This window comes from Bradyrhizobium sp. AUGA SZCCT0431, from assembly GCF_018131065.1.
In the GTDB taxonomy this organism is placed as follows: Bacteria; Pseudomonadota; Alphaproteobacteria; order Rhizobiales; family Xanthobacteraceae; genus Bradyrhizobium.
On record NZ_JAFCLR010000031.1, the window covers coordinates 37,675 to 50,563 of the forward strand.

Annotated in this window: 15 protein-coding genes; 10 read left to right on the plus strand and 5 right to left on the minus strand. The window is 63.5% G+C overall.

Annotated elements, in window-relative coordinates; all coding sequences use genetic code 11:
- Window positions 1-39: 39 nt before the first annotated feature.
- Complete coding sequence (locus tag JQ567_RS26375; RefSeq protein ID WP_212441521.1) at window positions 40-1,908, minus strand: dihydroxy-acid dehydratase; 1,869 nt, start codon at window positions 1,906-1,908, stop codon at window positions 40-42.
- A gap of 126 nt (window positions 1,909-2,034) precedes the next feature.
- Window positions 2,035-2,763: a WHG domain-containing protein gene (locus JQ567_RS26380; RefSeq protein ID WP_212441522.1), complete on the minus strand. Its 729-nt coding sequence runs from the start codon at window positions 2,761-2,763 to the stop codon at window positions 2,035-2,037.
- A gap of 123 nt (window positions 2,764-2,886) precedes the next feature.
- Between JQ567_RS26380 and JQ567_RS26385 the strand changes: the two genes are divergently transcribed.
- The 6 genes from JQ567_RS26385 to JQ567_RS26410 all read left to right on the plus strand — a co-directional run bounded on the left by JQ567_RS26385 (window position 2,887) and on the right by JQ567_RS26410 (window position 7,667).
- Window positions 2,887-4,290 carry a carotenoid oxygenase family protein gene (locus JQ567_RS26385; protein ID WP_212441523.1) on the plus strand — a complete coding sequence of 468 codons (1,404 nt, stop codon included), beginning with the start codon at window positions 2,887-2,889 and terminating at the stop codon, window positions 4,288-4,290.
- A 148-nt stretch (window positions 4,291-4,438) separates the two neighbouring features.
- A complete protein-coding gene (locus JQ567_RS26390; RefSeq protein ID WP_212441524.1) occupies window positions 4,439-4,843 on the plus strand; it encodes an MAPEG family protein in 405 nt (134 codons plus the stop codon).
- A 151-nt stretch (window positions 4,844-4,994) separates the two neighbouring features.
- Window positions 4,995-5,570 carry a hypothetical protein gene (locus JQ567_RS26395; RefSeq protein WP_212441525.1) on the plus strand — a complete coding sequence of 192 codons (576 nt, stop codon included), beginning with the start codon at window positions 4,995-4,997 and terminating at the stop codon, window positions 5,568-5,570.
- A 139-nt stretch (window positions 5,571-5,709) separates the two neighbouring features.
- Window positions 5,710-6,264, plus strand: coding sequence for a septation protein IspZ (locus JQ567_RS26400; RefSeq protein ID WP_212441526.1), 555 nt, complete (start codon window positions 5,710-5,712; stop codon window positions 6,262-6,264).
- A gap of 108 nt (window positions 6,265-6,372) precedes the next feature.
- Entirely contained in the window at window positions 6,373-6,669 is a 297-nt protein-coding gene (locus tag JQ567_RS26405) for a hypothetical protein (protein ID WP_212441527.1), read from the plus strand.
- 38 nt (window positions 6,670-6,707) lie between these two features.
- Entirely contained in the window at window positions 6,708-7,667 is a 960-nt protein-coding gene (locus tag JQ567_RS26410; RefSeq protein ID WP_212441528.1) for an SH3 domain-containing protein, read from the plus strand.
- A gap of 293 nt (window positions 7,668-7,960) precedes the next feature.
- Here the strand turns inward: JQ567_RS26410 and JQ567_RS26415 are convergent, their stop codons facing one another.
- From JQ567_RS26415 to JQ567_RS26425, 3 genes are read right to left on the minus strand one after another with little or no spacing between them, the layout of a single operon-like run.
- Entirely contained in the window at window positions 7,961-8,722 is a 762-nt protein-coding gene (locus JQ567_RS26415) for a DUF429 domain-containing protein (RefSeq protein ID WP_212441529.1), read from the minus strand.
- Complete coding sequence (locus JQ567_RS26420) at window positions 8,644-9,087, minus strand: MaoC family dehydratase (protein WP_212441530.1); 444 nt, start codon at window positions 9,085-9,087, stop codon at window positions 8,644-8,646. Before JQ567_RS26420 ends, JQ567_RS26415 begins: the two co-directional genes overlap by 79 nt.
- A 31-nt stretch (window positions 9,088-9,118) precedes the next feature.
- On the minus strand, window positions 9,119-10,771 hold the full coding sequence (locus JQ567_RS26425) for a fumarate hydratase (RefSeq protein ID WP_212441531.1): 1,653 nt from the start codon (window positions 10,769-10,771) through the stop codon (window positions 9,119-9,121).
- 125 nt (window positions 10,772-10,896) lie between these two features.
- Between JQ567_RS26425 and JQ567_RS26430 the strand changes: the two genes are divergently transcribed.
- The 4 genes from JQ567_RS26430 to JQ567_RS26445 all read left to right on the plus strand — a co-directional run bounded on the left by JQ567_RS26430 (window position 10,897) and on the right by JQ567_RS26445 (window position 12,877).
- Window positions 10,897-11,427, plus strand: a complete 531-nt coding sequence (locus tag JQ567_RS26430) for a hypothetical protein (RefSeq protein WP_212441532.1) — start codon at window positions 10,897-10,899, stop codon at window positions 11,425-11,427.
- A 32-nt stretch (window positions 11,428-11,459) separates the two neighbouring features.
- Window positions 11,460-12,005 (plus strand): hypothetical protein, encoded by a 546-nt coding sequence (locus JQ567_RS26435; RefSeq protein WP_249165728.1) that lies wholly within the window; start codon window positions 11,460-11,462, stop codon window positions 12,003-12,005.
- Window positions 12,006-12,077: 72 nt separating this feature from the next.
- Window positions 12,078-12,551: a hypothetical protein gene (locus JQ567_RS26440; protein WP_212441533.1), complete on the plus strand. Its 474-nt coding sequence runs from the start codon at window positions 12,078-12,080 to the stop codon at window positions 12,549-12,551.
- Window positions 12,552-12,691: 140 nt separating this feature from the next.
- Window positions 12,692-12,877: a hypothetical protein gene (locus tag JQ567_RS26445; protein ID WP_212441534.1), complete on the plus strand. Its 186-nt coding sequence runs from the start codon at window positions 12,692-12,694 to the stop codon at window positions 12,875-12,877.
- The last annotated feature ends 12 nt before the right edge of the window (window positions 12,878-12,889 follow it).

Consider the following 12,889-nt stretch of genomic DNA (forward strand, 5'->3'; position numbering starts at 1 on the left):
GCAATCGATCCGTCGATGCCAAATCCAGCCGGCCGCTTCCTAAAAGGCCTTTGCCGCGTCCGGCCGGTGCTTGTTCGTCGGCACGAAGCCCGAGCGTGTGGCTTCGCGGGGGTAACGCACCCAGACCTCGCGGTTGGGGTGCAATCCGCCGCCGCGGGTGGCCGGCACGGCAGAGAGCCGCGCGCGGTGCAACAGGCGGGTGTCGGCGACGCCGCAGTTCGGGTGCAGGCCGCCGTTGGCTGCCACCACCTTGTCCCAGGCAGCCTTGCGCGCCTTCAGAACGGCAGGATCCGCCAGCGCCGTGCAGTTGAGTTCGTTCTTGTTGAGATCGGCGATGATCTCGTCGCCGTCCTCGACGAAGGCGATGGGGCCGCCAAGGCCGGCTTCGGGGCCGACATGGCCGATGACGAGGCCGACCGATCCGCCGGAGAACCGCGCGTCGGTCATCAGCGCCACCACGATGCCGCGCTCGCGGCACAGCGTGGTGATGCGCGAGGTGGGATCGAGCATTTCCGGCATGCCGGGCGCGCCGCTCGGACCCTCGTAGCGCACGATGATCATGTCGTTGTTCTGGAAAAGGTCGGGCGTTTTGTCGAGCGCCTCAAGTAGTCCACGCTCGCCTTCGAACACGCGCGCTCTGCCGCGGAACAGATTGTTTTCCAGTCCGCCCTCGACGCCCGCCAGTTTCAGAATGGCGGAAAATTCCGGCGACAGATTGCCGCCGAGAACGCGCAGGCCGCCGGTCGGCTTATAGGGCTTGGCAACGGTGTAGATGACAGTGCCGTCGGCGGGTTTGGTTTCGAGCCGCTTGACCTGTTCGGCCAGCGTTTCGCCGGTGCAGGTCATCACGTCGCCGTTGAGCAGTCCGGCCTCCAGCAATTCACGGACGATCACCTGCACGCCGCCGACGCGGTCGATATCGACCATCGAATATTTGCCGTACGGGCGGGCGTCGGTGAGGACAGGCACGACGTATTGCGACAGATGATTGAACTCGGCCGGCGTCATCACCTCTTTCCAGAAGTCGGCAAAGCCTGCGGCGCGCGCGATCTCCGGCGCATGCAGCGTGACGTTGGTGGAGCCGCCGATCGCCATCGCGACGATGACGGCGTTGCGGATCGAGTCGCGGACCACGATGTCGCGCGGCTTGAGGCCCTTCGCGATCATCTGCGCGAGGTAGCCGACCAGCTGGTCCGGAAACTCCTTGAGGCGGCGGGGATCGTCGGACGGCGGCGCCACCATGTGCAGCGGCTGCATGCCGACGACGCCGATGAAGGTCTGCATGGTGTTGTAGGTGAACATGCCGCCGCAGCTGCCGTAGCCGGGACAGGCATGGCAGGCGATGTGGTGGCGGTATTCGGCGTCGGGGTTGCCGGCGACCTGGTAGGCGCTGACGATGTCGAGCTTCTCGCCGGTGTTCGGATCGGTGCCGGGATGGATCGCGCCGTCGGACATGATGATCGCGGGCTGATTGTGCTCGAGCAGCGCGGCCAGCGTGCCGACCGGCGGCTTGTCGCAGGCGACGACGGCGATGGTGCCGAGAAGCCCAGTGGCCTCCAGATGTTCGCAGAGCGCATCGTGCGTCACTTCGCGCCCGATCAGCGAGTAGCGCATTTCGCGCGTGCCGTTGCGGATGCCGTCCGAGGTCGCGATGGTGTATTCCGGCTGGACCAGGCGCAGCTTCATCTGGCCGGCGCCCTTGCCGACATGGCTCTTGAGGCTGGCGTGGATCGCATCGACCTTCGCCATCACCCCCATGTAGCACTGGCTGTCGCCCTTGGTGCCGACCACGCCGACCGAGGGCTCGTGGATCAGATCCGGATCGACGCCCAGTTCGCGCGCAATCCCGATGGTTTGGGCCGTGCGGCCGGGATGGCGGTCGATGAGGACGGGCTTCGAATTTGTCACAGCTAGTTCCTTCCCGGCAGGGGTCGTTTGGTCGATATTAGAAACGATTTAAGGCGCACCTTATAGAGCGCCGACCTGCGGGAAGTCACGCGGAAGTCACATGCCCGATAGCTGGTATGCTGCGGCCTAGGCCCCCGGCGGCCGGGGCACCGCCCCGCGCAGCATCGCGTCCAGCAGCTTGTCCGCAGACGTGCCCTCGGGCAACCGCTCCAGAATTCCGGTGAGGCGGCCGTCGAGCAGCAGCGTGGTAAAACCGTGCACCAGCGACCAGGCGCGCGCGATGGCCGCAGCCTGATCCAGCGACAGCGAGTCCTTGGAAATCTTCTCCTGCCGGCTTTCGGCCACACCGCCGGTCAGCCCTGCGAACGCGGCTTCAGAGGCTTCGCGCAGCGAGGGGCGCGAATAATCCAGCCGCGCCGAGCGAAACATCACGCCGTACATGCCAGGATGAGCCTGCGCATAGGCGACATAGGCCTTGGCGCTCGCCAACCCCTTCATGACAGGATGGGTTTCGCTTTCGTCCGCGGCGTTCATGGCCGCGTTGAACATCCTAAAGCCGATCGCCGCGAGTTCACTGACAAGGCCTGTGAGATCGCCGAAATGATGGGTCGGTGCGGCATGCGAGACGCCGGCTTCGCGCGCCACCGCGCGCAGCGTCAGCCCCGCTAGCCCGTCGCGTTCCAGCACCCGCTCGGCCGCCTGCAGCAGGGCCTCGCGCAGGTCGCCATGATGGTAGGGGGTATCGCCTGCTGATTTGCGCCGCCGCATGGCGGGCCGTTCGGCAGCCACCCTCGCCGGCTTACGGGTCCGCGCGACGGTGCGGACCACTTTGTTTTCTCTCGATGTTTTCGCCATTTGAACCCCTTGCGAATCCTTATAGTCGCAATTTTTACACTGTAAAGATTTTGCTTGACGATGGCTGGCATGCTCTGTAGTCATATCTTTACGTTGTAAAGATCAAACCGGGAGGAAGCGACGATGCTCGACCAAGTGGCGACCAACGCGGCGCGGAGCAATCTGGCGCCGATTCCGATGGAATGCGACGCACCGTTCCTGAAGGTGACCGGCGAATTGCCGCGCGAGCTCAACGGCACGCTCTATCGCAACGGCCCCAACCCGCAATTCGAGGCGCCCGGCGCGCACTGGTTCGTCGGCGACGGCATGCTGCACGCCTTCCATCTCGAGAACGGCCGCGCCAGCTATCGCAACCGCTGGGTCCGTACCCCCAAATGGCAGGCCGAGCATGACGCGGGCCGCGCGCTGTTCGGCGGCTTCGGCCGCAAGCTGCCGGGTGCGCCCGCCGAAATCACCAATGACGGCGGCGTCGCCAACACCAACATCATCTTCCACGGCGGCCGCCTGCTGGCGCTGGAAGAAGGCCATATGCCGACCGAGATCGAACCGGGTACCCTGGAGCGTCTGGGTTATTGCGACTACAAGGGCGCGATATCAGGCCCCTTTACGGCGCATCCCAAGATCGATCCGGTCACCGGCGAGATGGTGTTCTTCGGCTACAACGCCGCGGGACCGCTGACCCCAGCCCTCTCCTTCGGTTCGGTCAACGCATCGGGCGTGGTGACGCGGTTCGATCGTTTTGAATCGCCCTATGCCAGCATGGTGCATGACTTCATCGTGACCGAAAACCACATGCTGTTTCCGATTTTGCCGCTCACCGGCAGCATGGAACGGGCAATGCGCGGCAAGCCGCCCTACGCCTGGGAGCCCGAGAAAGGCGCTTACGTGGGCGTCATGAAGCGCACCGGCTCGGCCAAGGACATTGTCTGGTTCCGCGCCGAGAGCTGCTACGTATTCCACGTCATGAACGCCTGGGAAGAAGGCGGCCGCATCATCGCCGACGTGATGCAGTTCGAGGAAGCGCCGCTGTTCACCCACCCCGACGGATCGCCGACCGACCCCGAAAAATCGCGCGCACGCTATTGCCGCTGGACCTTCGATCTCTCCGGCAATACCGACCGCTTCACGCAAGTTTATCTCGACGACCTGACCGGCGAATTCCCGCGCATCGACGATCGCCGCGCGGGCCTTGCCAGCACCCACGGCTGGTACGCCTGCGCCAATCCTGATCTGCCGATGTTCGGTGCGCTGTCCGGCATCGTGCATGTCGACGGCAAGGGCAAGCGGCTCGGCAAGTATCACCTCCCCGCCGGCGACACCATTTCCGAAGCCGTGTTCGTCGAGCGCGGCGAAGATGCCGCCGAGGGCGACGGCTGGCTGCTCGCCGCGGTCTGGCGCGCGCGGGAAAACCGCAGCGACTTGGCGGTGTTCAACGCCAGGGATGTCGAAGCCGGACCGGTGGCGCTGGTGCATCTCGGGCATCGCGTGCCCGATGGTTTCCATGGCAATTGGGTGAGTGCGGACTGAGGCGCCCCCCGTCATTCCGGGGCATCGCGCAGCGATGAACCCGGAATCCCGAGATGATAGAATACAACAAGCTCGAGATTCCGGGTTCGCGACTTCGTCGCGCCCCGGAATGACGGCGTTGAGGTACTCGTCATTGGGGGACCAACACATGCACATACCCACGATCACCGGCTTCTATCTCGCCATTCTCGCGCTGCTGTATCTCGTGCTCGGCCTGCAGGTCTCGCGCCTGCGGCGGGGACATCGCGTCGTGTTCGGCGACGGCGACAACATCAAGCTGCGCAGCGCCATTCGCGCGCACGGCAACTTTGCCGAATATGTCCCTGTTATCGTGTTGCTGGTCGCGCTGCTGGAAATGTCGGGCATGCCGACCGCGCGGGTGCACCTGCTGATGGGAATGCTGCTGGTGGCGCGGCTGCTGCACCCGCTCGGCATGTATGTCGGCCCACGCACCATGCAGTTTCAGATCTGCCGGGTCGGCGGCATTCTGCTTACCCTGCTTGTGCTGCTCGCAGCCGCGCTTCTTGCGCTGGCGCGCTTCTGGCCACTATAGTCCATTTATCAACGCCACATAACCAATTGTAGTCCTTCATTATTTCGATCCAATCACGGTTATTTTGACACTGTAAAGATTTTCCTTGACGACTCCCGCCCTTGCCCCTACGGTATCTTTACGGTGTAAAGATAAAGCCTGAGAGGCTGCCATGACGATCTTCCTGATCCTCGCCCCCTACGGTGCCTTCGCGCTGCTGATGCTGGTGACCTCGACCGCCGTCAGCCTGTTTGCCGGCGCCGCGATCTGTCTCGCGGTGATCGCCTACGACATGCTGCGCGGCCGTTCGCTGAAGATCCTCGGCGCGGGCTCCGTGGTGGTGTTCGGTGCGGTCGGCAGCTACGTCACCCTGATCGATCCGCAGTTGAGCGTCTCCGGCGTCAAGTTCGCCGTCGATGCCGGAATATTCCTCGTCACCCTGGGATCGATCGTGGCCGGCAAACCCTTCACGCTGCAATATGCGCTTGAGGTGGTCGATGCCGAAACCACGAAGCTGCCAGGCTTCATCAAGGCGAACTACATCATCACCTGGGCATGGACCGGCGCGATGCTGTTGATGATGGCCGGCAATGCCGCGCTGATCTACGTGCCGGGCCTGCCGCTGTGGTCGGGATTGCTGATCGCGTTTGCCGCGCGCAACAGTGCCGTGTACTTCACCAAATGGTATCCCGGATACCGCAAGGCTAAGTATGGTCCCCCGCCCGCCGGCGCCTTGCCCGAAGTCTAACCGTCACCCGTCATTGCGAGCGCAGCGAAGCAATCCATGGCCACAAGAAAAATGGATTGCTTCGTCGTTTCACTCCCTTGCACAAACGTTTCGCGTTTGTTGCAGGCAATGACGTCACTCACCAAGGAGGATCACGCCAGTGAAAGACGTATTCGCGAGATTAGGCGCCGACTTTTTCTCCACCATCGTGTTCATCGCGATCTATCTCGCGACTGATAACGTGCTGCTGGCGACGGGGGTCGCGATCGCCGGTGCCATCGGCCAGGTGATCTATTCCCGCATCAAGGGCAAGGAGCTCGGCTACATGACCTGGGCCAGCCTCGCCCTCGTGATTGTGCTCGGCGGCGCCACGCTGCTGACGCACGATCCGCGCTTCGTGCTGGCGAAACCCGCGATCGGGCATTTTGCAATCGGCCTCATCATGCTCAAGCGCGGCTGGATGCTGCGCTATATGCCGCCGATCGTGACCCAGACCATTCCGGAATATGTCACCGTCGCGGGCTACGTCTGGGCCGCGCTGTGTTTCGTGCTCGCCGCCGGCACCATCGGCGTCGCGATGACCGGCGATATGAAACTCTGGACGTTCTATGTGACCGTCGTCCTGATCGGGGCCAAGGTTGCTCTGTTCGCCGTGCAATATGTGGCGTTCCGCGTCCTGGTCGGCAGCCGCCTGCGCGCGGCCGCCCGCGCCTGAATTACGGTAAAACAACAGGGTTGGGCTTGCGCGGCAAGATGGGTTATACCGCCGCCGGGAGAACTCAGAACCATTCCGGTTGCTGGGAAATGTATTGGGGAGACCAAGATGGCCGTGGACGGAAACTGGGATATCGTCATGACCACGCCGATGGGCGAGCGCAAGGCGACGCTGACGTTGAAGAATTCCGGCGGCACGCTGACGGGCACGCAAGGCGCCGACGGCAATTCCGGCGAAATCTTCGACGGCACCGCCAATGGCGACGACGTCGCCTGGAAAATCTCCATCACCAACCCGATGCCGCTGACGCTCGCCTTCACCGGCAAAGTTTCCGGCGACAGCATGTCCGGCGAAATGGGCATCGGCCCGATGGGCAGCTTTCCGTTCACGGGCACCCGGGCCTGATCCGGACGGAGCAGCTTCGCTCCCTCGCTGTTTGATCCATGCAAAAGACCGCACTGCTTTCAATCGCCGTCGTCACCTTCCTGGTGACGGCGGCGATCGCACAATCCGCGCCCGAGCCCGAGCCGGCATGGCGCGCCAGCGCGCTCGCGCTGGTGCCGGCGGGCTTTGTCGCCGGCGAAGCCTACCGCACGGCTGATATGACCGGATACCTCGCGGTCTATCCGGCAAACGCAAACGACCCTAAATCCCCTGCCAGCGTGTTCGCAGCCCGCCAGGTGCTCGTCGTCAAGCTCGACAAGGATGAGCGGCGCGCATTGTCGACGGAATTGAAGCCGCGCAGCGACGCCACGCGCGGCAACCGCGACACCACGATGACCGATCCCGACGGTCAGGAAAGCGAGTTCGCAAAATCGCACGCCGAACTCGCGGCCAAACGCGCGACGCTGCCTGATGGTACCGAGCCCTGCAATCTCGGCGCCTGGTCGGAAGATCGCGATCCCAGGGGCCTCAACGTCCGCGCCGAGCCTTCGGTGAAATCGCGCGTGCTCGGCACGCTGCCGCCGCCGTATCGCCTGAAGATGGGTGGTAGTGAGAACACACCCGAAGACGGCTGGCTGACCGAATTCCGCATCATAGGCTTCAAGGACGGCTGGTTCCTGATCGAGGACGCGACGCCGCCCGGCAAGGAATATGAGGACGAGAAGAAATATCCGCGCAATGCGCCAAAGCCCTATTCCGGCCGTGGTTGGGTCGCCGCAAACAAGGTCGGCGCGAATTACGCCAATGGCGGCACGCGCATGGGCGGGCTGTTTCAGGCCCCATTCGCCGATGCGAAGTGGACACAAGCGATGCGCAAGCTCGGCGGCCCGCTCGACACCGACGGCGGCCCGAAACGCTTGCTCGCCTGCAGCGGCTATTGGGGGCTCGTCGAAAGCCAGGACGGCGTGCGCGGCTGGTGGCGCAGCCTGTGCTCCAGCCAGGTCACGAATTGCAGTTGAGGGGTCGATGTCGTCCCGGCCTAGTGCGCACTTGCGCACGGGGGGCCGGGACCCATACACCGTGGCGATTGTGAATTGGCACGATGGTCGATGACTTCCTTCAAACAACAGATGATCGGGGTTATGGGTCCCGGCCCCCCGTGCGCAAGTGCGCACTAGGCCGGGACGACAAGTGAGACGTTGGCGCCGCCGTTAAAGCATGATCCGGAAAAGTGGGCACCGGTTTTCCGAAAAGATCATGCTCAAACAAAGAGCTAGAGTGGGATGACGAATCGAAGAGAAGTCATCACGCTCTAGAACCAAATTTGCATCGGCAAGCCGTGGGCGTCCGGTGACGGCGATCCGACGCTGCCTGCAGGTTCGCGCGCGGCAAGCGCCACGGCGCAGGCGTCCAGGACATCGTCGCGCTTCGCGCCGGTGCCGATCCGCGCCTTGCCGAGCCATTGGTCGATATCGTGAAGCCCGCTCCGCTTGAGCAACATCCGACGAAGCGAATCTCCTTCCTCTGACTTCTTCGACGGCAAGGGATTGTTTGCGTTCAACCGCAGAAACACCAGTTCGGGATGGACCTCGCGGACATCAAGCGCGCGATGCGCACGCAGGAAAGCATCTACCTCCATGATCTTCGGTCCGAGATGCCAGAGCTGGCGCGATATTCGCTTTTGGCCGCGCCGCAGGCATTCCCTGTTCGCTTCGTCGGGATTGCTGAAGTCTTGCCAAATCCAGCGCCGCGCGCCCGTGAAAACACGCGAGGTGTGCGGGCGCAATCTGTCGCGGGCGAGCAGGTCACACGAGCGCTCGCCGTCATCGACCATGCCGATGGGGATATCGATCCCTGCCCGATCGAATGGGCGCGACAGCGCTTCGGTGACATCGCGATGGAAGGAAATTTCGTGTGTGCCGCCTTCAAGACGCACGGCGACCCAGCCATTGCTGAATCCATCGAGGCCGACAGCTCTGCAGCTCCCGCCCGCGCTCACTTCGGCCGGCTTGGCACGATCGCAATCGGATTGAAGGTGTAGACCGCCTCGCCCTTTTGATTGTAGGCGGTCCATCTCACACGAGCGACGCCGTGCGGCTTTGAGCGCGAGGGCACCAGTTCCACCACCTCACCTTCAAGATGAATGGTGTCGCCGGGGCGCACCGGCTTCAGCCAGCGCAGATCGTCGACGCCAGCGCCAAACAGCGGATGCGGCCCGAACGGCTTTGAGTTGGCGGCGAGCCGCATCGCAATCGCGGCCGTGTGCCACCCGGACGCGGCAAGGCCGCCGAGAATGGACTTCTTCGCCGCTTCCTCGTCGAGGTGGAACGGCTGAGGGTCATACTCCCTGGCGAAGCGGATAATATCTTCCTTCGACACCACAGCGGTGTCGGTCTTGAAGCGCATGCCGACCTTCAGGTCGTCGAACCACTCGACCATCCTGCCCTCGATGCTCTTGAATGATACGCCCTCACCCCAAATTCAATTCCTTGAAGAAATCATTGCCCTTGTCGTCGATGATGATGAACGCAGGAAAATCCACCACCTCGATGCGCCAGATCGCTTCCATGCCGAGTTCGGGATATTCCACCACCTCGACCTTCTTGATGCAGTGCTCGGCGAGGTTGGCCGCCGCTCCCCCGATCGAGCCGAGATAGAAGCCGCCGTGCTTCTTGCAGGCCTCGCGCACCGCGACCGCGCGGTTGCCCTTGGCGACCATCACCATGGAGCCGCCCGCGGCCTGGAACTGGTCGACGAAGGAATCCATGCGTCCCGCGGTGGTCGGGCCGAACGCTCCGGAGGCGTAGCCGTCGGGCGTCTTGGCGGGACCGGCGTAATACACCGGATGGTTCTTGAAATAATCCGGCAGCGGCTCGCCCTTCTCCAGCCGCTCGCGCAATTTGGCGTGGGCGGAATCGCGCGCGACGATCATGGTGCCGGTCATCGAGACCCGCGTCTTGATCGGATGCTGTGAAAGCGTCGCCAGAATATCCTTCATCGGCTGGTTGAGATCGATTTTTACCACCTCGCCGCCGAGCGCCTGCTCGACCGCCGGCAAATACTGCGCGGGGTTGTGCTCAAGCTCCTCGAGATAGACGCCGTCTTTCGTAATCTTGCCGAGCACCTGGCGGTCGGCCGAACAGGACACGCCGAGACCGATGGGCAGCGACGCGCCGTGACGCGGCATCCGGATCACGCGCACGTCGTGGCAGAAATACTTGCCGCCGAACTGCGCGCCGACGCCGAGCGATTGCGTCATCTTCAGGATCTCCTGCTCCATCTCCAGATCGCGGAAGGCGTTGCCATCGGCCGATCCATGGGTGGGCAGCGCATCGAGATAGCGCGCGGACGCCAGCTTCACCGTCTTCATGCAAAGCTCGGCCGAGGTGCCGCCGATCACGATCGCCAGATGATAGGGCGGGCACGCCGCCGTCCCGAGCGTCAGCACCTTCTCCTTCAGGAACGCCAGCAGGCGATCTTTGGTCAGCACCGACGGCGTCGCCTGAAACAGGAAACTCTTGTTGGCGGAACCGCCGCCCTTGGCCATGAACATGAACTTGTAGGCGTCATCGCCCTCGGCGTAGATCTCGCACTGCGCCGGCATGTTGTTGGCGGTGTTCTTTTCCTCATACATCGAGATCGGCGCCACCTGCGAATAGCGCAGGTTACGGCGCAAATAGGCGTCGCGCGCGCCTTCCGAGAGCGCGGCCTCGTCGTCGCCGTCGGTGATCACGCGGGCGCCCTTCTTGCCCATGATGATCGCGGTGCCGGTGTCCTGGCACATCGGCAACACGCCGCCGGCGGCGATGTTGGCGTTCTTGAGGAAATCGAACGCCACGAACTTGTCGTTGTCACTGGCTTCCTTGTCCTCGAGGATGTTGGCCAGCTGCTTCAGATGGCCGGGGCGCAGATAATGATTGATGTCGCCGAAGGCTGCCTCGGACAGCGCCCGCAGCGCCTCGCGCGACACCACCAGCATGTCCTTGCCGAGCACCTTCTCGACCCGCACGCCATCCGTCGTGATCTTCTTGTAGGGCGTGGTGTCCGCGCCCAGCGGAAACAGCGGCGTGTGCTTGTAGGGCGGAACGGGCTTTTGGTCGGGAAAGGCGGTAGGGGCGTTCATGGGCTGGGCTCGCAAGGTTTTTGGGGGCGGAAGCGTCCACGGGACACCCCGGCATTTGAACCGTTCTAAGCACTTTTGACACAAAAGGAAGGTTCCCGAATGGCCATCAGCAATCGAAATCGAGAATGACGACTGTTCCCACCGCAGTGTCGACCGAGACAGTGGCCGCCCCTCCCCCGGTCCCGCCCGCAGCCAGCCTGTCCGGGCTCAGCGTCGCCCTGATCATCATCGCGGTGCTCGAACTCCTCGACGGCCTGTCGGTGGCATGGGGGATCTTCGGTGATCCTGAAATCGTCGTGCCAGCCATCAGTGGCGCTGCCAGCGTCATGCACCCGTTGCTGGCGCTGGCGGCCTTGGTATTCGCCGCCTTCGGGCGCGTGCGGCCTGCGATTGTCATGCTCGGCGCTGTCATCATCGTGACCTGGCTGAAATACATGCCAACCGTGGTGTCGTCAGGAATAGACGCGGTAGGCCTCGGCGCGATCTGGTCCCCTGCGCAGATCATCGCGTTTCCGCTCGTGGCCGTCTGCGCGATCGGCCTTGCCGCGCGCAACCGTCGGCTGCTCGTTGCCACCGCGCTGGTCAGCCTTCCCACCCTGTTCAACATCGCCGCCATCATTGCGATTGCCATCGGCCTCGCCATGCGCGGGACCTGATGCACAACTCCGGCAAGATGATGGGGACACTGATGACGACGGCCGAGATGCGCGCGCCTGCCCCAACGGCCGGGACCGCCCCTGCCACGTCAGCGCCGCGCCGGATCGGCCTGCGCATCGCGCTGTCTGTGATCGCGCTGCTGGAGCTCTACTGGGGCATGTCGAGCGTGCCGACGTTGCTGGACGATATATCGAAAATCCCGGGTCCCGGCATCGGCGGGGCCATCATCAAGCTGCATCTTGCCGTCCATCCGGTGCTGGCGCTGTCGGCACTGCTGTTCGCGGCCATTGGTTACGTGCGCCAAGCGGTCATGGCGCTCGGCGCGGTCATGCTCATGACCTGGCTGAGCTACATGCCCTCGGTGATCAGGCACGGGCTCGCTTTCAACGGCCCTTACGCGGCACTGGAAACATTGGTGCAAATCATCCTGTTCCCGCTGATGGCCGCCTTTGCCATCGCCTGTGCCGCGCGCGACCAGCGGCTCGGGGCCGCCACGGCGCTGGTCAGCACGCCGACCCTGCTCAACCTGTTCACCACGATGGCGTTCTTTATCGCAATGATGACCCGCGGCTTCTGATTGACATTCGAGTAGGCCTCTTGCAGGAAGCTGCCGCGCAAGCTTCAATGGGGCCCAGAGGGGCATTTACAAATGACATCACGACGACAGTTTCGCCGATCGGTCCTGGTCGCGGCCGCGCTGGCGCTGGCCGCTTTCTCAACCTCGCCGGCCCGCGCCGACCGCTGCGACGACGTCGCCAAGCAACTCGCCAGCCAGGTCGACGGGATCAAGGTCAACTTCAAGGCCGCCAACATCGTCTATCTGGCGCATCCCTCCGCGAAGGAGCTCTCGATCGGCTGCCGCGGCAAGAGCTACTCGCTCGAGCTCTATGCGAAGACCGACCGGAAATTCAAACCGGAATTTCTCGACATGGTCGCCAGGGCCGGCGCCCTCGTCTTCACCATTCCGAAGCCCGACGTCGTGACCGGATCGACGCGCTGCATGAAGCGGATGGGCATCCTGCGCGGCGACAAGGTCTCGATGCGCTTCCGCCGGCTCAACATGGAATGCACGCGGACCAAGACCGAGGCCTCGATTGCGGTCACCCGCGGCAAGGACGAGTAGCGGCGTCCCTTCCGGAATCCGCTGCATTCTAATGAATTTTCGAGCGCCCCGTTCACCATCTGGCGGGATCACCGGCCGGGATTCACACATCGTTCGCTTCAATGCCTCCAGTGTCGGAGGCAACGAAAAGGATGATGCCGATGGATATCTCTGCTGTGTCTGCGCCGGTGCAGATCAAGCCGCCTGAAGCCAGCGTGCCCAAGCCAGAAGTGAAGCCCGCCGACGTACAAAACGGCGCCGCCGCCGACGGCACGCGCCTTCCGAAGCCGACGCTGCTTGCCGCCCTGCCGCCCGGACAGGGAACGCGGATCGACCAGTTCGCATAGAGGCTGCTCGCC